Source organism: Pseudomonas sp. Choline-02u-1 (assembly GCF_002836515.1).
Classification (GTDB): Bacteria; Pseudomonadota; Gammaproteobacteria; order Pseudomonadales; family Pseudomonadaceae; genus Aquipseudomonas.
This window is the reverse complement of sequence record NZ_PJBC01000060.1, coordinates 79,711-96,958: the sequence shown is the minus strand read 5'-3', so window position 1 is coordinate 96,958 and position 17,248 is coordinate 79,711. Positions and strand designations below refer to the sequence as shown.

The 17,248-nt window shown below is 58.3% G+C and carries 17 protein-coding genes and 3 tRNA genes; 12 read left to right on the top strand and 8 right to left on the bottom strand.

What is annotated here, in order from left to right; translation table 11 throughout:
- The first annotated feature begins 2 nt into the window (after nucleotides 1-2).
- From cyoB to CXF97_RS16740, 9 genes are all read left to right on the top strand, one after another.
- On the top strand, nucleotides 3-1,976 hold the full coding sequence (gene cyoB / locus CXF97_RS16780) for a cytochrome o ubiquinol oxidase subunit I (protein ID WP_101159448.1): 1,974 nt from the start codon (nucleotides 3-5) through the stop codon (nucleotides 1,974-1,976).
- A gap of 2 nt (nucleotides 1,977-1,978) precedes the next feature.
- Nucleotides 1,979-2,593 (top strand): cytochrome o ubiquinol oxidase subunit III, encoded by a 615-nt coding sequence (locus CXF97_RS16775; RefSeq protein WP_101159447.1) that lies wholly within the window; start codon nucleotides 1,979-1,981, stop codon nucleotides 2,591-2,593.
- Nucleotide 2,594: 1 nt separating this feature from the next.
- On the top strand, nucleotides 2,595-2,933 hold the full coding sequence (gene cyoD / locus CXF97_RS16770) for a cytochrome o ubiquinol oxidase subunit IV (protein ID WP_101159446.1): 339 nt from the start codon (nucleotides 2,595-2,597) through the stop codon (nucleotides 2,931-2,933).
- 29 nt (nucleotides 2,934-2,962) lie between these two features.
- Nucleotides 2,963-3,916: a heme o synthase gene (cyoE, locus tag CXF97_RS16765; RefSeq protein ID WP_256589853.1), complete on the top strand. Its 954-nt coding sequence runs from the start codon at nucleotides 2,963-2,965 to the stop codon at nucleotides 3,914-3,916.
- On the top strand, nucleotides 3,909-4,169 hold the full coding sequence (locus CXF97_RS16760) for a metallothionein (protein ID WP_101159444.1): 261 nt from the start codon (nucleotides 3,909-3,911) through the stop codon (nucleotides 4,167-4,169). Before cyoE ends, CXF97_RS16760 begins: the two co-directional genes overlap by 8 nt.
- 52 nt (nucleotides 4,170-4,221) lie before the next feature.
- A complete protein-coding gene (locus tag CXF97_RS16755) occupies nucleotides 4,222-4,464 on the top strand; it encodes a DUF2934 domain-containing protein (RefSeq protein ID WP_101159443.1) in 243 nt (80 codons plus the stop codon).
- 40 nt (nucleotides 4,465-4,504) lie between these two features.
- Nucleotides 4,505-5,671: an MFS transporter gene (locus tag CXF97_RS16750; protein ID WP_101159442.1), complete on the top strand. Its 1,167-nt coding sequence runs from the start codon at nucleotides 4,505-4,507 to the stop codon at nucleotides 5,669-5,671.
- 42 nt (nucleotides 5,672-5,713) lie between these two features.
- Entirely contained in the window at nucleotides 5,714-6,388 is a 675-nt protein-coding gene (locus tag CXF97_RS16745; RefSeq protein ID WP_101159441.1) for a polysaccharide lyase family 7 protein, read from the top strand.
- A 278-nt stretch (nucleotides 6,389-6,666) separates the two neighbouring features.
- On the top strand, nucleotides 6,667-8,010 hold the full coding sequence (locus CXF97_RS16740) for an MFS transporter (protein WP_371918390.1): 1,344 nt from the start codon (nucleotides 6,667-6,669) through the stop codon (nucleotides 8,008-8,010).
- 113 nt (nucleotides 8,011-8,123) lie between these two features.
- Here the strand turns inward: CXF97_RS16740 and CXF97_RS16735 are convergent.
- Nucleotides 8,124-8,210: transfer RNA gene (locus CXF97_RS16735), tRNA-Leu, on the bottom strand.
- A gap of 504 nt (nucleotides 8,211-8,714) precedes the next feature.
- Here CXF97_RS16735 and CXF97_RS16730 point away from each other — a divergent pair.
- A complete protein-coding gene (locus tag CXF97_RS16730) occupies nucleotides 8,715-9,248 on the top strand; it encodes a GAF domain-containing protein (protein WP_178081207.1) in 534 nt (177 codons plus the stop codon).
- 84 nt (nucleotides 9,249-9,332) lie between these two features.
- Here CXF97_RS16730 and CXF97_RS16725 read toward each other — a convergent pair.
- The 6 genes from CXF97_RS16725 to CXF97_RS16700 form a co-directional block, all read right to left on the bottom strand.
- Nucleotides 9,333-9,406, bottom strand: a tRNA-Cys gene (locus CXF97_RS16725).
- Nucleotides 9,407-9,452: 46 nt separating this feature from the next.
- Nucleotides 9,453-9,528, bottom strand: a tRNA-Gly gene (locus CXF97_RS16720).
- Nucleotides 9,529-9,588: 60 nt separating this feature from the next.
- Entirely contained in the window at nucleotides 9,589-10,149 is a 561-nt protein-coding gene (pgsA, locus tag CXF97_RS16715; RefSeq protein WP_101159438.1) for a CDP-diacylglycerol--glycerol-3-phosphate 3-phosphatidyltransferase, read from the bottom strand.
- Between the two features lie 32 nt (nucleotides 10,150-10,181).
- Nucleotides 10,182-12,005, bottom strand: a complete 1,824-nt coding sequence (gene uvrC, locus CXF97_RS16710; RefSeq protein WP_024012762.1) for an excinuclease ABC subunit UvrC — start codon at nucleotides 12,003-12,005, stop codon at nucleotides 10,182-10,184.
- Nucleotides 12,006-12,007: 2 nt separating this feature from the next.
- The gene (gene uvrY, locus CXF97_RS16705; protein ID WP_024012761.1) at nucleotides 12,008-12,649 is read right to left on the bottom strand and encodes a UvrY/SirA/GacA family response regulator transcription factor; all 642 of its coding nucleotides are present in this window, start codon (nucleotides 12,647-12,649) and stop codon (nucleotides 12,008-12,010) included.
- Nucleotides 12,650-12,776: 127 nt separating this feature from the next.
- Complete coding sequence (locus CXF97_RS16700; RefSeq protein ID WP_101159437.1) at nucleotides 12,777-13,220, bottom strand: N-acetyltransferase; 444 nt, start codon at nucleotides 13,218-13,220, stop codon at nucleotides 12,777-12,779.
- Between the two features lie 604 nt (nucleotides 13,221-13,824).
- Between CXF97_RS16700 and CXF97_RS16695 the strand changes: the two genes are divergently transcribed.
- Entirely contained in the window at nucleotides 13,825-14,898 is a 1,074-nt protein-coding gene (locus CXF97_RS16695; RefSeq protein WP_101159436.1) for a 3-deoxy-7-phosphoheptulonate synthase, read from the top strand.
- A 52-nt stretch (nucleotides 14,899-14,950) separates the two neighbouring features.
- On the opposite strand, the gene CXF97_RS16690 is transcribed toward CXF97_RS16695, so the two are convergent.
- Entirely contained in the window at nucleotides 14,951-16,030 is a 1,080-nt protein-coding gene (locus CXF97_RS16690) for a hypothetical protein (RefSeq protein WP_101159435.1), read from the bottom strand.
- 334 nt (nucleotides 16,031-16,364) lie between these two features.
- Between CXF97_RS16690 and CXF97_RS16685 the strand changes: the two genes are divergently transcribed.
- Entirely contained in the window at nucleotides 16,365-17,234 is an 870-nt protein-coding gene (locus CXF97_RS16685) for a triacylglycerol lipase (RefSeq protein ID WP_101159607.1), read from the top strand.
- Nucleotides 17,235-17,248 lie beyond the last annotated feature (14 nt).

The following is a 17,248-nucleotide window of genomic DNA, read 5'->3' as shown; positions in this document are numbered from 1 at the left end:
TCATGTTCGGGAAACTTTCATGGGACGCGGTTCCACTGCATGAGCCGATTGTCATGTACACCCTGGCTATCGTCGGCCTGATGGGCTTTGCCCTGGTCGGCACCGTGACCTGGAAACGCAAGTGGGGTTACCTCTGGCGCGAGTGGTTCACCTCGGTCGACCACAAGAAAATCGGCTGCATGTACATCATCGTTGCGCTGGTCATGCTCCTGCGCGGTTTCTCCGACGCGATCATGATGCGCACCCAGCAAGCCATGGCATCCAGTGGCGGGCCGGGTTATTTGCCGCCGGAACACTACGACCAGATCTTTACTGCTCACGGCGTGATCATGATTTTCTTCATGGCCATGCCGTTCGTGGTCGGCCTGATGAACATCGTCGTGCCGCTGCAGATCGGCGCCCGCGACGTCGCCTATCCGTTCCTCAATGCCCTGAGTTTCTGGCTGTTCGTGGTCGGCGCGGCGCTGGTGAATATCTCGCTGGGTGTCGGTGAGTTTGCCCGCACCGGCTGGGTCGCCTACCCGCCCCTTTCCGAGCTCGGCTATAGCCCGGGAGTCGGGGTGGATTACTACATCTGGTCATTACAGATATCCGGCATAGGGACGTTATTAACCGGGGTCAACTTCTTCGTGACCATTCTGAAGATGCGCACCGAAGGCATGACCCTGTTCAAGATGCCGGTGTTCACCTGGAACGCACTGTGCACCTCGATTTTGATCCTCGCCGCGTTCCCGATCCTCACCGCGACACTACTGATGCTCACCCTCGATCGTTATCTGGGCATGCACTTCTTCACCAACGAGGCCGGCGGCAACCCGATGATGTACGTCAACCTCATCTGGGCCTGGGGACATCCGGAGGTGTACATCCTGATCTTGCCCGCGTTCGGGATTTTCTCCGAGATCGCCGCGACCTTCAGCAGCAAGCGCCTGTTCGGTTATGTGTCGCTGGTATGGGCGACGATTGCGATCACCATCCTCTCGTTCATCGTCTGGCTGCATCACTTCTTCACCATGGGCGCGGGGGCCAACGTCAACGCATTCTTCGGCATCATGACGATGATCATTGCCGTGCCGACCGGGGTGAAAATCTTCACCTGGCTGTTCACCATGTACCGCGGTCGGGTGCGCTTCGAAACGCCGATGCTGTGGACGCTGGGCTTTATCGTCACGTTCAGCATCGGCGGCATGACCGGCGTGCTGCTGGCGGTGCCCGGTGCCGACTTCCTGTTGCACAACAGCCTGTTCCTGATCGCCCACTTCCATAACGTGATCATCGGTGGCGCGGTGTTCGGCTACATGGCCGGGCTGACTTACTGGTTTCCCAAAGCCTTTGGCTTCCGCCTCAACGACCGCCTCGGGCGCATCGCGTTCTGGTGCTGGCTGGTCGGCTTCTACTTCGCGTTCATGCCGTCTTACGTGCTCGGCTTCATGGGTATGACGCGGCGTCTCAACCATTTCGACAACCCGGCCTGGCAACCGTGGCTGCTGCTGGAACTGGTCGGTGTCGGCATCATTCTCTGTGGCGTATCCGCGCAGGCGCTGCAGCTCTACGTGAGTATTCGCAACCGCGCGAAATTACGCGACCTCACCGGCGACCCATGGGACGGACGCACCCTGGAATGGGCCACGGCCTCGCCTCCACCGTTCTATAACTTTGCCGAGCAACCGAAGGTCAACGATCTCGACGCCTATTGGGGCATGAAGGAGCGCGGCGTCAGCACCCTCAGCCACACCGACTACCGCGCCATCCACATGCCGCGCAACACCTCGGCGGGCCTGGTGATCAGTGTCTTTGCGCTGATCTGCAGCTTTGCCCTGGTGTGGCACATCTGGTGGCTGGCGATCTTCGGCCTGGTCGCTTCTGTGGTAGCGATGATCGTGCGCAGCTACGACGAAGACATCGATTATTTCGTCCCGGCAGAGGAAGTCGCCCGGATTGAAAAAGCGCGTCTCAAAGATTTGGCGGAGGCCTGAACATGTCCAACATCATTCTGGATAAAGACATCGCGCACAGCCATGAACAGGGCCATGAAGACGCGGGGTCGATGCGCATTTTCGGCTTCTGGATCTACCTGATGACCGACTGCATCCTGTTCGCAACGCTGTTCGCAGGCTATGCAGTACTGCGTGACAGCGTGGCTGGCGGGCCATCGACCGTCGACATTTTCGAACTGCCCTACGTTCTTGCCGAAACCGCGTTGCTGTTGTTGAGCAGCATCACCTACGGCTACGCCATGCTGGCGATGAACCGCAATGACACATCCCATGTATTGCGCTGGCTGGGTGTCACCTTCGTGCTGGGTTGCGGCTTCATCGCCATGGAAATCAATGAATTCCATCATCTGATCGAAGAAGGCTACGGGCCGGATCGCAGCGGTTTCCTCACTGCGTTCTTCACCCTCGTCGGCACCCACGGCGCGCACGTACTCAGCGGTCTGGTGTGGATGGCGGTGCTGATGCTGCAAGTGCGCAGCCGTGGCCTGACCAACACCAACACCACGCGGCTGAGTTGCCTGAGCCTGTTCTGGCACTTCCTCGATGTGGTGTGGATTTGCGTGTTTACCGTGGTTTATCTGCTGGGGGTGGTGTGACATGTATAACCAGAGTCCGATTCATAGCAGTGCCGGTACCAGCCATGGCACCAGTCGTTCATACATGGTGGGCTTCATCATTTCGGTGATCCTGACGGTGATTCCCTTTGGCTTGGTCATGTACCCGACGTTGCCGCGCAGCGTCACCGCGTGGGTGGTGGTCGCACTCGGTGTAGTGCAGGTGTTTGCCCACCTCAAATATTTCCTGCATCTGGACACCGCCAAGGAGCAACGCTGGAACCTGATTGCGCTGATTTTTTCCGCCGTCATCATTCTTCTGCTGGTTGGGCTTTCGCTATGGATCATGGACAGCATTCACCACAACATGCTGGCGCACTGAAGCAATGGCGGCTGTCGCTGAATGTCGGGTTGGAACTGACCAAGCCCGGCATTATCGTCGGCAACCTGGCGTCGGTGTTCGGCGGCTACCTGCTTGCTGCAGGCGGGCGTCCGGTTACCCTGGCGCATTTATTGGCCGCCTTGCTCGGCACCGCGCTGGTCATTGCTTGCGGTTGCGTGATCAATAACTGCGTCGACCGCGACATCGACCGGCGCATGGTGCGCACCTGCCATCGGGCCTTGGCCATTCGCGCAGTATCGCTGCCTGGAGCGTTGTGCTACGCGGCAGTTCTCGGGGTCGTCGGCTTCGGCTTGCTGTGGGCCGGCACTACGCAATTGGCTTGTGCGATGGCGGCGGTCGGGCTGATTGTTTACGCGGGCGTCTACACCTGTCTGATGAAGCGCCGCTCGCATTGGGGCACGCTGGTCGGCAGCCTGTCCGGGGCCATGCCGCCGGTGGTCGGTTATTGCGCCGTGACAGGCAGCTTCGATGCGACGGCACTGATGCTGATCGTGGTGTTTTGCTGCTGGCAGATGCCCCACTCGCATGCGATTACGGTCATGCGCCACGAAGACTTTCGCGCCGCCGGATTGCCGACGTTGACCTTGGGTCAAGCCAGACGCGAGATCAACATCTACATGGTCGCTTTTCTGCTCAGCGCGGCGATATTGGGCTGGGTCGCGAATATCAATGTTTCCTATCCGCTGGTGGTGCTCGGGCTGGGCGGATACTGGTTTTACCTGGCCTTGCGCCCCGTGCGAAACGCTACCGCAAAAGCTTGGGCTCGGCGTTTGTTCAGCGTGTCGATCCTGCTGATCCTGGCGCTGAATCTTTCCCTGGCGCTGAACGCTGTGCTGCCCTCGCCCTCTGCGCTCTACCGCTCATCGGGCGTGGCGGAAAATCATCAAACGCAGGTGCGTGGCGGGTTATCAGAATCGATAACAACTTCACCAACAGACAGCCCGGAGGAAACCCATGGCTAATGCCCCCTCAACTACCGATTGCGCCTGCCCTGGCTGCACCTGCAAGTGCAGCGGCGAGCAGACCTTCGAGCGTGACGGCAAGCAGTTCTGCAGCCAGGCCTGCGCAGATCTCCATCCCAAAGGCCAACCCTGCCCGTCCTCAGCTTGCCACTGCGAGCAAAACCTTGGGGCCGATGAGCGCAATGTGAGTGATTCGAAACTGGATGAAGCGGTCGAAGAAACCTTCCCCGCCAGCGATCCGATTTCGCCGTGATCCGGCACTTGCGCTTTCGAAGCAGTCTTTTTTTTCAGCAGGAGACAACGTAATGGACGAGGAAACCATCCGAAAAATCGCCTATCGCCTCTGGGAAGAGCAGGGACGGCCCCACGGTAATGATTTCGAGCATTGGTTGCAGGCGCGTGCCGAGCTGGATGCGTTTGACTCCGATGGCTTGCCCGGCTCGGTGGCCAGCAGCGTCGCGCCACCGGCACCCCGCAAAAAAGCCAAGGCTGCAACCGCTGTTCCTGCGACCAAAACCCGCAAGAAAAGCGCGTCTGCTGCCAAATGACCGATCTTGAAAGCCGCGTGACTACGGGGCCCAAGCGCTCGTGAAACGTGGCATCAACCTTGTTGCGGCGGCCTTCGCGCTGACGGCGTTGTCTTATGGTCTGGCGCGCTTCGCCTACGGATTGCTGCTGCCGCAGATTCGTCAGGATCTGGCGCTCAGCGTGACCGCTGCCGGCTGGATCGGCGGCAGCGCGTTCGCGACTTATTGCGTGGGGATCGTGGCGACGTTTGTCTGCAGTCACAAAGTCAGCCCACGCGGGTTGACGGTCGTGGCCGGCGCCGCGGCTACGCTAGGGATGGGGTTGCTCGTGATCGCGTCGTCCGCACTGGCGTTGGGCTGCGGCGTAGCGCTGGCGGGATTGAGCACAGGTTTGACCTCGCCGCCATTGGCCAGCGCGGTGGCGGCGCGTCTTGATGACGCGGACCGGCCGCGTGCTAATGGTTTTATCAATGCAGGGACGGCGGCCGGGATCGTTTTTTCAGGCTTGGCGGCAATATTGGCGGCCGGGCAATGGCGGCCACTTTATGCGCTGTTCGGATTGATCGGCGTTGGCGTGACGGCCTGGCTTTGGTTTGCGGTACCGCGTCGGGTCGAGCATGACGTTGCGCAACACTTTTCTCTGGCAATGTTGCGTCGACCGGGCGTTATGCCGTTGTGCGCCAGTGCTTTTCTGATGGGGTTGGCGAGCACGGCGGTCTGGACGTTCGGCGCCGACATTCTGCGTAGCGAGGCTGGGTTCTCTGATCAGTCGATGGCCTGGGCGTGGATTGTGTTGGGCGCGGCGGGCATCAGTGGCTGCGCAACCGGTGTGCTGACCGGCCGGTTTGGTGTCGCACGAATGCAGCACCTGGCGCTCGCCGGGATCGCCGTCGGCACGCTGGGACTTGCCGCCACTGGCGCGGGTGCCATTTACGGCCTCGCTGCGATGGGCCTGTTTGGCGCGGCCTACATTGTTTCTTCAGGCGTTTATCTGTTGCAAGGGATCCGGTTGTTCCCGGATCGCCCGGATCTGGGGCTGGGCATTCCGTTTCTGGTGCTCGCACTCGGTCAGACCGCTGGCACGCCGATGTTCGGTGCAGTGCTGGAAGCTGCTGATGTGATCGTTGCCCTGTGTATTTTTGCGGCGGTCGCTTGCGTCGCCATGCTGCTGAGCCCGAGAGGTGGTGAAAACCCGCGCAGGCAAATGTGCGGCTCGGGAATGACCTGAGGCTTGCAGCGAGAATGATTTTTATCGTCAGGAGTAGAAACCATGGCCGTAAACATCAGCAATCTCACCCTCTCCACTCCGGTTCCCGTCTCGGCGACCAATCCGGTGGCACTGGAGCTCAACGGCGCCGAGGCGATCGCGCAGTTCCCCAGCATCGTCACGGTGCTGCCGGACGGGTCACTGCAACTGTCCGCGCCGACCAAAGGCGCCTCGAGCAAGAGCACCCACCGAACCCGCTGCGAATGGAAGGAATCCTTCTATTGGTCGCTGGCCAGCGCCGCTGACCACCTCAACGATCAAGAGATGACCGTGACCAAGGTCAGTTCAGCGCAAAAGGTCGTCATCTCACAGATGCACGTGAAAAACGACGACGGCCCGGTGATCAAAGTGTTCTGGCAGAAAGGCAACATCACCATGGGCTTCCGCCAGAGCTTCAACCAGGCCACGCCAGTCAACACTACGGTGCTCAAGGGCGTGCCGCTGGGCGCAAAGTTCAAGGTGACCATTCGCGCGAACTCTGCCGGCGTCGCCCGAGTCACGGTCGACTACAACGGCGTAGTAGGGACATCAGGCGACTTGCAGCTCGATTCAACCTGGAATTCGCAGGTGTTCAACTTCCACGGCGGGGTCTACAACCAGATCGATTACACCGACGCCACCCCGCCTGAGGATGGCTCGATTTGCATCATCAGTGATTTGTTGATTTCACATACCTAGGGCTGCAATGAGCAAGGGCCTGGGTCAGCTTTCGCTGGCAGGCCCTTGTTGGAGCTGAGCTTGATGATTGGTCTTCAGCCTCATGTCGGAACAGCCTGCGTCCTAACGTCGCAGCTTTCAGCTATTGGCAAATCCTGCGCAAGCCTTAGAATCCCGCGCGCTCTTGCTATCGCGCGTCTCGTCAGGGAGGCGGAACTGCAAGGCGGACCTTGTCCGACGCAACCGCCCTGCCCGATCGGCAGACATTTTCACAACACCTGTTCCAGCCTGGCAACCGCATGCGCAGAGGCGCACGTTGCGCTGTTCTATTTCTTGAGGTTTTTATGTCTCCGCGTTTGCTGGCCATGGCGCTGGCGCCCCTGCTCGGGCTGTTCATTATTGCTTTGGGCAATGGTTTTCTTTCCTCCCTGACCACCCTTCGCCTGGACGCCGCCGGTACCTCGGCAACGATGATCGGGATTGTTTCGTCGGCCTATTTCATGGGCCTGACGCTCGGCGCGGTGTTCAATGACCGGCTGATTCTGCGCATCGGCCACATTCGGGCCTACGGCAGCTTTGCCTCGCTGATAGCGGTGACGATTTTGCTGCAGGGTCTGTTCTATGACACTTGGGGCTGGCTGATTCTGCGCCTGATCAACGGCTGGGCCACGGTCGGTGTGTTTCTGGTGATCGAAAGCTGGCTGCTCTTGGCAGGTGACGAAAAAATTCGCGGGCGTTTGCTCGCGCTGTACATGATCGTCCTCTATGGCGCCGGCGTACTCGGACAGGCGACGTTGGGAACCATCACGGGCATGAGCGACAGCGCGCCGTTCATGGTTGCCGGCATGCTCGCTGCGTTGTCGGTACTGCCGATCGTGATCCTGCCACGGGTGTCGCCGCTGCTCGATCACGTCGAGCCGCTCAAGCCACGACAATTGCTGGGCGTGACGCCGACCGGGCTGGTCGGCTGTTTCGGCTCGGGGCTGACCATCGCGGCGATTTACACGTTGTTGCCGTTGTATCTGCAACGCAGCGGGCTGGACGTCGGTGAAGTCGGCAGCATGATGGCCTGGACGATTCTCGGCGCGATGTTGCTGCAGTACCCGGTCGGACGCTGGTCCGACCGCACGGATCGCGTGCAGGTGCTCACTCTGTTGGCGGTTGCGTGCACCGTGTTATCGCTGGTGATTGTGCTGATGCCGCTTTCCATGACAATGCTCGCGGTGATGTTGTTTCTGCTCGGTGGCGGCGTGTTCGCGCTGTATCCGGTTGCCGTCAGCCACGCAGCAGACCGCGCCCCCGCCGAAACACTCGTACCAATGATTCAGGGTTTGCTGCTGATCAACTCGCTGGGCTCGGCCATCAGCCCGATGATGATCTCGCCGGTGATGAGCTCGTTCGGCGCCAACGGCCTGTTCTGGGTATTTGCAGTGGTCAACCTGTGCATGGTCAGCTTTTTCTTCTGGCGCCGGGGCAAACGCCCGGTGCCGGCCAATCCCGCACCGTTCACGGCGGCAGCCACCTTTTCGCCTACGGGTGCGGAATTGCGGGTCACCGAGGATTTGCGCGTGGCAGCGGAAGAGCATCCGGCCATGGTGGATGCGATTAGTGGCGAATGGGTAGCGCAGCGCGGTGACAGCTGATCAGCGACCGCCCGGCGGGTTGCGTCGTTGATCGACGCGGCAAAAGCCAAAATAGCGAAGCGTAAACGAACAAAGGCCTGCGTAGCTTTCGCTAGCAGGCCTTTGTTGAAAGATGGTGCCCGAAGCCGGAATCGAACCGGCACGCCCTTACGAGCGGGGGATTTTAAGTCCCATGCGTCTACCAGTTTCGCCATTCGGGCGGTAGCGCGGTGTTGATTGGTTCAGCGTTGCGGTTGCGATCCAGACAGGATGACCGCTTGAAAAGCCGAGCGGGGAATATATACATCACATCCCGGTGAAGCAAGTTCGCAGTGGCAGATTTGGAGACTAAATCTTGCTGGCCATGAGAGCTAAAAAGCCATTTAAATCATTGTGCTATGTAGCGTGTTTGAAGTTGAGGCTGAAGCTTGATAAAAAACGCGCTAGCCAAACTCGAAACCGAAGCTAAAACCCAACAAGATCAAAAGGTTACCACTACATTCACTGTACGGGCCAGAGATTTTTCTGCGCTGGCGATCATGAAGAAGCAACCCATGACTCGCCGGGGTGTCTACGCTAAACGATGACGCCGGAATCAGCGACTGCATGTAACCCGCTTACCGTTTTTACACCGCATCCCGCCTCACAGGCGCTGACTTCCACTAAACGTCACCAGAGCTCAGCTCAGGGATGTACAAGCAATCAGGAGATTTAACCGAATGCAAATGAGTGACACCGTTCTCAAAGCGTCTTTGAGCCCCGAGGAGCGCTCGGCAATCGCCGAAATCGAAGCGACCACCAATATTTTGCAGCTCGTCACCCGGTTGACCGGCACGCGCTTCGCTGGCATCGCAAAATTCACAGAAACCGAATGGATAGTCTGTTCGGCCTACGATCCGATCGAACTGGGGATAAATGTCGGCGACACGCTGGATCTGGAGACTACGCTTTGCAGTGAGTTTCGCAGGGATCCTCAAGCCCTCTTCCTTCCACAAATCAGCCAGGACGGAAGACTTTCGTCGCGTCCCGTAGTGAAGCAATATTCAATTGAAAGCTACGCCGGCGCTCCGGTTTTCCTGCCGGACGGACGACTGTGGGGCGCGCTTTGTGCTCTTGATTCGAGGTCTGTTCTGTTTGATAACCCTGACCTGGCAGAGACACTGACGCTGTTCGCACGGCTTATCGGCTGTATCTTTTTCTCGAATCTGACAGTGGAAGGCGCCAGCCATATAAAGACAGGAGCGTGCGTGGCTGAGTGATCTTTTTGAAGGATGCGCAATTCCACTCTTTTTCGAAGACAACAAAAAACCCCGTAAATCATTGATCTACGGGGTTTTTGATAGTGGAGGCCGAGGTCGGAATCGAACCGGCGTAGGTGGATTTGCAATCCACTGCATAACCATTTTGCTACTCGGCCTCAAAGTATTCGCTGTCAGTAGCGCAACAACAAACACTGTACAAATTGGAGCGGGAAACGAGACTCGAACTCGCGACCCCGACCTTGGCAAGGTCGTGCTCTACCAACTGAGCTATTCCCGCTTGGTGTGGCGCATTCTATAGAATTAAGAAGCCCCGTCAACCCCTTGATTCAAAAAACTTTTATTTCTTTTCGACATCCGTCTTCAGGTGCGGCCATGCGGCGCGGAGGTATTGAACCATCGACCACAGCGTCAGCCCTGCCGATACGATCAGCAGCGTATAACCGAGCACGACCCAGAAGTTGAAAGCCTTTGGATGGGCCAGAAGTATGACCAGTGCGAGCATTTGCGCAGCGGTTTTCCATTTGCCCAGATTGGACACTGCAACCTGTGCCCGGGCGCCGAGTTCGGCCATCCATTCGCGCAGTGCCGAAATCACGATCTCGCGACCAATGATCACCGCTGCGGGCAGCGTGAGCCAGAGGTTGCCGTGTTCCTGCACCAGCAAGACCAGAGCAACTGCAACCATCAGCTTGTCGGCGACCGGATCGAGAAACGCACCGAAGGGTGTGCTTTGTTCCAGTCGGCGCGCCAGATAACCATCGAGCCAGTCGGTTGCGGCCGCGAAGGCAAACACCGAGGCAGAAGCCATGTAACTCCACTGGTAAGGCAAATAAAACAGCAGAATGAAGATCGGGATGAGCAGGACGCGGAGAACGGTAATCAGATTAGGGATATTCATCGGCACAACTGGCTACGAGGTGAAGGGGCATTCTACTCACTATGCAGGTTCGCATAAATCGACTCTGCGAGCTTTTTACTGATCCCCGGGGCTTTGGCGATCTCTTCGATGCTTGCACGAGACAGCTCCTGCAATCCACCAAAATGTTTCAACAGGTCACGTCGGCGTGTCGGCCCTACCCCTGCGACACCTTCCAGGGTCGAGGTTCGGCGAGTCTTGCCGCGACGGGCGCGATGTCCCGTAATCGCGAAGCGGTGTGCCTCATCACGAATCTGCTGAATAAGGTGCAATGCGGGCGAGTCGCCGCGCAAAGTGAACTCGTGCGCTGCATCATTCAGATACAACGTTTCGAACCCAGCCTTGCGGGTGGCGCCCTTGGCTACGCCCAAAAGTATCAGATCCGGCACTGCCAGTTCGTTGAGCACGTCACGGGCCATAGACAATTGCCCTTTGCCCCCGTCCACCAAAAGGATGTCCGGCAGCTTGCCCTCCCCGTCCTTGAGCTTGCTGAAGCGTCGCGTGAGTGCCTGATGCATGGCCGCATAATCGTCGCCCGCAGTGACGCCTTCGATGTTGTAACGGCGGTAATCCGACTTGATCGCGCCTTCCGGCCCGAACACCACACAGGACGCAACCGTCGCCTCGCCGCTGGAATGACTGATGTCATAGCATTCCAGACGTTGGGGCGGCTCATCCAGATTCAGCACCTCGGCCAGTGCATCGAACCGCGCGGCAGTGTGCTGACGGTTGGCCAGACGCGCGCCCAACGCTTGCTCGGCGTTGGTTACGGCCAGTTGTTGCCAGCGCGCACGGGTACCACGTACCCGATGGCTGATCGCCAACTCGCGACCGCGCAAGGTATGGATGCCTTCGATCAGCGCAGGAAAATCTTCATGAACCACGTTGACGATCAACTCGCTCGGCAGATCGCGTTCAGGGCTGCTGATGTAGTACTGGCCGAGGAACGCCGCCATGACTTCGGAGACGTCCTCCTCGATACCGACCTGAGGGAAGAAATTCTTGCTGCCCAGCACTCGGCCGCCGCGAACGCTGATCAGGTGCACGCAGGCACCGCCAGGGTTGACGAATGCGGCAATGACGTCGATATCACCGGTTCCGCCTTCCATGCTCTGCTGGTCCTGCACCCGGCGCAGCAAGGCAATCTGGTCGCGCAATTCGGCGGCGCGTTCGAATTCGAGGTTGATCGCCGCCTCTTCCATCGCGGTGGACAACTCGTTGGTCAACGCATGACTGCGCCCCTCAAGGAACATCACCGAGTGACGCACGTCTTCGGCATAGACGTCCGGCTCGACCAAACCCACACACGGCGCCTTGCAACGTTTGATCTGGTATTGCAGGCATGGACGAGTGCGGTTTTTGTAATAACTGTCTTCGCACTGACGGACGAAAAAGGTTTTTTGCAGGATGCTCAGGCTTTCGCGGATAGCACCGGCACTCGGATACGGGCCAAAATATTTGCCCTTGGCCTTTTTTGCACCGCGATGGATGCTCAGGCGCGGAAACTGCCCGTCTGACAAAAACACGTACGGATAGGATTTATCGTCGCGCAGCAGGATGTTGTAAGGCGGTCGCCATTCCTTGATCAGCGTCTGTTCAAGCAACAGCGCTTCGGTTTCGTTGGCGGTGATGGTTGTCTCAACCTGAGCGATACGCCCGACCAGTGCGGCGGTCTTCGGCGCCAGGCCGGTCTTGCGGAAATAGCTGGCCAGGCGCTTCTTCAGGTTTTTCGCTTTGCCCACGTACAGCAGGCGCGCCTCGCTGTCGAACATGCGATAGACGCCCGGCCGACCGCTCACGGTCGACAGGAAAGCACTGGAATCGAATGTCTCGGTCATGGTCAGGCGCTGGCATCCACCATGCCGTGCCGTACCGCGAGCAGTGTCAACTCGACGTCGCTGCTGATCGAAAGCTTTTCGAAAATGCGGTAGCGGTAGGTGTTCACGGTTTTCGGCGACAGGCACAATTTGTCGGAAATGATCTGGACCTTCTGACAGCCGACGATCATCAACGCGATCTGGATTTCCCGTTCCGACAAAGCATCGAACGGCGAATCATTGGTCGGCTGGAATGATTTGATCGCCAACTGCTGGGCGATTTGCGGACTGATATAACGCTGCCCGGCGAAGACCAATCGAATGGCCTGCACCATTTCCGGCAGACCTGCGCCCTTGGTCAGATAACCGGCGGCCCCTGCCTGCAGCAAGCGCGTCGGGAAAGGGTCTTCTTCGCACACCGTAACGGCAACCACCTTGATGTCCGGGTGGCTGCGCAGCAATTTCCGTGTGGCTTCGAGGCCGCCGATGCCGGGCATCTTGACGTCCATGAGCACTACGTCAGGCTTCAACTCACGGGCTTTGATCAGGGACTCTTCACCTGACTCGGCCTGCCCTACCACCTGCAGGCCATCAATATCGGCCAGCATCCGTGTAATGCCTGTGCGAACGAGATCATGGTCGTCGACCACTAGCACCCTAATCAAGCAGACACCTCGCGATATGGTCTTATTGGGATGCCGGACACCTTAGCAAAAAGTGCCAGACACACCTAGCGGAAAGCCGCATTTAAAAAGTTTCAATTCATCATTCAGGGCTTGCCGGCCGTGGGTTTCAGCGCACAGCTGTACTCAAATCAAGCTGCATCCTGATGAAACACTCGTCCCTGCCCACTCTGTGCAGCCCTTTGCGTGCATACAGTTCTTGCGCCGGGTTGTTCTCGAACACGGTCAGCCTGAGTGCGGGTCGTCTTGCCTGACGAGCCATCTCGATAACCTGGTCTATGCACCAGGAACCGGCACCCCGCCCATGCCAGGCCTGAGCAATTTGCAGTTCGCGTATGTATAGCGCCCGTGCATCCTGGCTCAGACTGAAAAAGCCGATTGGCGTTTCACCCTGCAGGACTATCCAGTTTTCACGAGACTGCCAGCCTGCGTCAAACGCCTCGTCCTGCCACAGCAGATCATGATCGATGTAATAGCGCAGCATGTTGCGACAGGTCAGATCCCGCGCAAAAGCCAGATCGTCGACCGTGGCATGGCGAATCCAGTAGATCATTCGGTTTTCTCCGTAACCGTAAAATGCGATTCACCCGTCTGGTTTGCCACTGATAGTCGTTTCGGGCAGCAGGCAATAGCATTTTCTGATTGCTGACGCGTATCAGCGTCGAGTAAGCTCGGCGCATTCAACGGAGACAGACCATGTTCAACGCCCCTTCACAGTCTTGCATCGCCAGCGCCCTGCGCTCGGTTGCGGCTGTCCGGGTGAATGAAACCTGCGCTCCTGCCACTTTTTATTTTGGGTATTGGTTTAGCCACTGGCGCGCCTGATACCCAAACGGCGCCCATGATAACGGGTCGCCTACCAGAGATTTCTCAACCCCCGGTCGGCCTCCCGACCGGGGGTTTTGTTTTTTCAGGCCCACAACTTTCAGCATCACACCACACTTTGAGGAATACATCATGAACTACGCCACTTATTACCGTTACGACAGCTTTAGCGCCTGGCGATTTACCAGCTTCCGCTCGGGACAGCCTGCCGCCTCCGATCGGTCACCTACAGGTGGCAAACATACGCGCCCAGCCAGTACGGCCATTTGTCGAACACCCCAGTAGGGCCGAGCGAGCGGGAAATACCCGCCATCCGCCCAGGAAGAACGAATATGAACTCCTCCGCTTCCGCTTTGCCGCTGTCCACCCTCGATTCTGCCAACGAAGCGTTGACCCTGCGTCTGCCCAGCTCGCTGCAGCTCAAACAGCAATTACCGCTCGGTCATTCCCTGCTTCAGCAAGTCAATGCCCATCGCCAGGCGGTGCGCGCCATCCTCAACGGTCAAGACCCACGCCTGCTGGTCATCGTTGGCCCCTGCTCCATCCATGATCCGCAATCGGCACTCGAATATGCCAGCAAACTCGCGCACCTGGCCGAGGATGTGAGCAGTGAAATGCTGCTGGTCATGCGCGCCTACGTCGAAAAGCCTCGTACGACAGTGGGCTGGAAAGGCCTGGCCTACGATCCGCATCTGGACGGCACTGACGACATGGCTGCCGGCCTCACGCTTTCCCGCGAATTGATGCTGCAAATGATCCAGCTCGGACTACCGATCGCCACCGAACTGCTACAACCCATGGCTGCCAATTACTTCGATGACCTTTTGAGCTGGGTGGCCATTGGCGCCCGCACCACCGAATCGCAAATCCACCGCGAAATGGCCAGTGGCTTGAACATGCCGGTGGGCTTCAAGAACGGCACCGATGGCGGCGCCGCCGTTGCTGTCGACGCCATGCGCTCGGCAGCCCACCCTCATCGGCACTTCGGCGTGGACAGCCAAGGGCATCCGGCGATTGTGCAGACTGCCGGCAACGCGGACACACACATCGTGCTGCGCGGTGGTCATCAAGGGCCAAACCACGATGCAACCAGCGTAGCCAAAATCAGCGCCGAACTCAGCCGACTAAAGATCCCCAACCGGATCATGGTCGACTGCAGCCATGCCAACAGCGGCAAGGATCCACTGCGTCAGCCAGCGGTGTTCAACGATGTGCTCGAACAACGTTTGCGAGGCAACCATTCGCTGATTGGCATGATGCTGGAGTCTCACCTGTTCGAAGGCTGTCAGTCGCTGAGCTCGTCTCTACGCTACGGTGTATCGATCACCGATGGCTGTCTCGGCTTCGGCGCTACCGAACAGTTGCTGACAGACGCCGCGCGGCGCCTGGCTCACGTCAGAAACTGAGCACATGCCGCCCTCCCGCTCATACAGGGCGTGGAGGGCTGATTCTAAAAGGCTATGCCTCTACGCTGATGCGTCTTACCGCCGAAAGTTGACTGACGTCATCCAGTCGCTCAATCGTGTAGCCGATCTCCACCGTCGTGCCGTGGTGCTCACGCCAGAACCGATGGGGAACAATGAAACTCACCGGCTGCCCGGCCATCTCCCGGGTGATTTCAAGATCATCCCGGTGACTGAAGAACTCACCGTCACACTTGAGATAGACCAGTTCCTGCTCCTGCACGTGCGCTTCTTCGATGAGGATGGAAACGCCGTCAACCGAATCCTTTACTGACAACACGTTTTCAACCGCCTCAACGACATCCGGCGCAGCCAGTTGCCCACGCACGGTCGGCCCGATGTAAATCGTCGCAGGTTCCGAAATTCGAACCGTTCCAGAGCGTGGTTCGACACGGTAGGCGACAACCACCTCGCCACCACGATGCGCTTCGATGTAACTGCCCGGCACCCAGAATGACAGGCTTTGCGCGACGGCGTAGGCCTCCACGTTCAACGAGTCGGTAAAGATCTCGGGTGAGGTGTCTCCGTGCCACGACAACATTACCCGGTCGCCCGCCGACATTCTCGCGTAAGGCTGCAGGGTCACCAGGGTGCCCTCGACCACTCGTGGCGGATCCAGCGCTCCGTTTACCGAGTTTTCTATAAGCGGCGCCAACAGTTGCGTACGGACATCGCCCACCGACAGTTGCAGGCGTGCTGATTCGACTGCCTTGGGTGCGAGCGCGGTTTGGAGCGTGCAGTAAACCTCAAGCGAGCCACCCTCCAGCGCAGCTATATGCATGCCCTTGATGACGAAGATAACGTCTTTGCCAACCTGGGCCTGGCTGATGAATCGAACACTTTCGTATTGATACGCAAAGCCTTCGATATCCAGCCCCTCCCAGTACAGAACGAGCTGATCGCCACTGCTCATGTTGGCGTAAGGAGAAATGCGAACGACGGCCCTGACCAGCGAAGGCTCCAGCACGCTGCCCTCCAACCCGTCAATCATCGGCGCAACCAGAGGCTCGACAGACGCTTCGGTAACCGCGAGCTGTCGTATCCGCCAGCAAAACTCGACTTCATGGCTATTCATTTTCGTCTCCACTCCCTGGACAACGTGCCGTCCTGAATGACGACACTGACGCCTACATTGAGCACTTCTTTGAATGTTCCGGATGTCAGCCGAATGCACCGCGACGACGGCGTAACCGCTACTCGCAAGGTAGGCAAATGGGGAGTTCACACTGTTATGACGACAAACGACCCAGCGAACTTCCGATTCGGATTTCACAGCTCTAGGAAATTTCGTACGCCTATTAATCCCTTTTCAAACGCAACGTGAAGCCTCTTCGTACTTCTTCAACGAGATGAGTGTTTTAGAGTGGCTCGGTGATTTCCCCATGAACTTCTACGAAAAAGGTAAGAACATGCAACGGAATGCTACAACTCGTTATCCAATCCTGTTGATCCACGGTCTGTTCGGGTTCGAGCGTATCGGTCATTTCGAGCTGTTCCATGACGTCAAGACCGCACTCAAAGCGTCCGGATGTCGTTTGTTTGTTCCACACCTTTCGGCCACCCACGATAATGAAACAAGGGGTGAGCAATTGCTGTCTCAGATTGCCTGTGTGCTGCGAGGCACAGGTGCGAAGAAAGTCAACCTCATAGGACACAGTCAGGGCGCACTCGCTGCGCGCTATGCGGCGGCGCTTGCACCAGACGTCGTCGCTTCAGTCACCTCCGTCAGTGGCCCGAACCACGGTTCGGAGCTTGCCGACTTCCTGCGCAAGGCTTTGATCCCAGGCAAGCTTCCCGAAGCCGTCGCACAAAACGTGGCGACGCAATTTGCTGATCTGTTATCGCTGCTCAGTGGCAACGTGGCACTGCCGCAAAATGCGTTGGCCGCACTCAACGCGCTGACGACCCTCGGCGTCGGTCAATTCAACGACAAGTTTCCGCAGGGATTGCCACAAACCTGGGGCGGCCACGGCCCTGAGCAAGTCAACGGCGTGCGTTATTACTCGTGGAGCGGGGTTGTAGCGCAATCCAAGCTGCCTGCGTTGGATCCGGTTGAAGCCATCTGCCGGGTGCTGTCGCAATATTTCACCACCGAAGCCCAGCAGAATGACGGTTTCGTCGGACGCTTCAGCAGCCATCTCGGCCAAGTGATCCGCTCCGATTATCCGATGGATCATCTGGCCAGCCTGCGACGCAGCGCGGGCATCAACCCGTCTTCAGCGGATCCGATCGAGCTGTACGTCGAGCATGCCCGGCGCCTGCGTGCGGCGGATCTTTGAATGGAGTCAGCAAC

Coding starts and splice junctions, on each gene's coding strand:
- CXF97_RS16695 (WP_101159436.1), top strand. CDS start 13,825: ATGAACTCCTCCGCTTCCGCTTTGCCGCTGTCCACCCTCGATTCTGCC.
- CXF97_RS16685 (WP_101159607.1), top strand. CDS start 16,365: ATGCAACGGAATGCTACAACTCGTTATCCAATCCTGTTGATCCACGGT.
- CXF97_RS16760 (WP_101159444.1), top strand. CDS start 3,909: ATGGCTAATGCCCCCTCAACTACCGATTGCGCCTGCCCTGGCTGCACC.
- uvrC (WP_024012762.1), bottom strand. CDS start 12,005: ATGACCGAGACATTCGATTCCAGTGCTTTCCTGTCGACCGTGAGCGGT.
- CXF97_RS16755 (WP_101159443.1), top strand. CDS start 4,222: ATGGACGAGGAAACCATCCGAAAAATCGCCTATCGCCTCTGGGAAGAG.
- CXF97_RS16690 (WP_101159435.1), bottom strand. CDS start 16,030: ATGAATAGCCATGAAGTCGAGTTTTGCTGGCGGATACGACAGCTCGCG.
- CXF97_RS16745 (WP_101159441.1), top strand. CDS start 5,714: ATGGCCGTAAACATCAGCAATCTCACCCTCTCCACTCCGGTTCCCGTC.
- cyoD (WP_101159446.1), top strand. CDS start 2,595: ATGTATAACCAGAGTCCGATTCATAGCAGTGCCGGTACCAGCCATGGC.
- pgsA (WP_101159438.1), bottom strand. CDS start 10,149: ATGAATATCCCTAATCTGATTACCGTTCTCCGCGTCCTGCTCATCCCG.
- CXF97_RS16740 (WP_371918390.1), top strand. CDS start 6,667: ATGCGCAGAGGCGCACGTTGCGCTGTTCTATTTCTTGAGGTTTTTATG.
- CXF97_RS16730 (WP_178081207.1), top strand. CDS start 8,715: ATGAGTGACACCGTTCTCAAAGCGTCTTTGAGCCCCGAGGAGCGCTCG.
- cyoB (WP_101159448.1), top strand. CDS start 3: ATGTTCGGGAAACTTTCATGGGACGCGGTTCCACTGCATGAGCCGATT.
- CXF97_RS16700 (WP_101159437.1), bottom strand. CDS start 13,220: ATGATCTACTGGATTCGCCATGCCACGGTCGACGATCTGGCTTTTGCG.
- CXF97_RS16775 (WP_101159447.1), top strand. CDS start 1,979: ATGTCCAACATCATTCTGGATAAAGACATCGCGCACAGCCATGAACAG.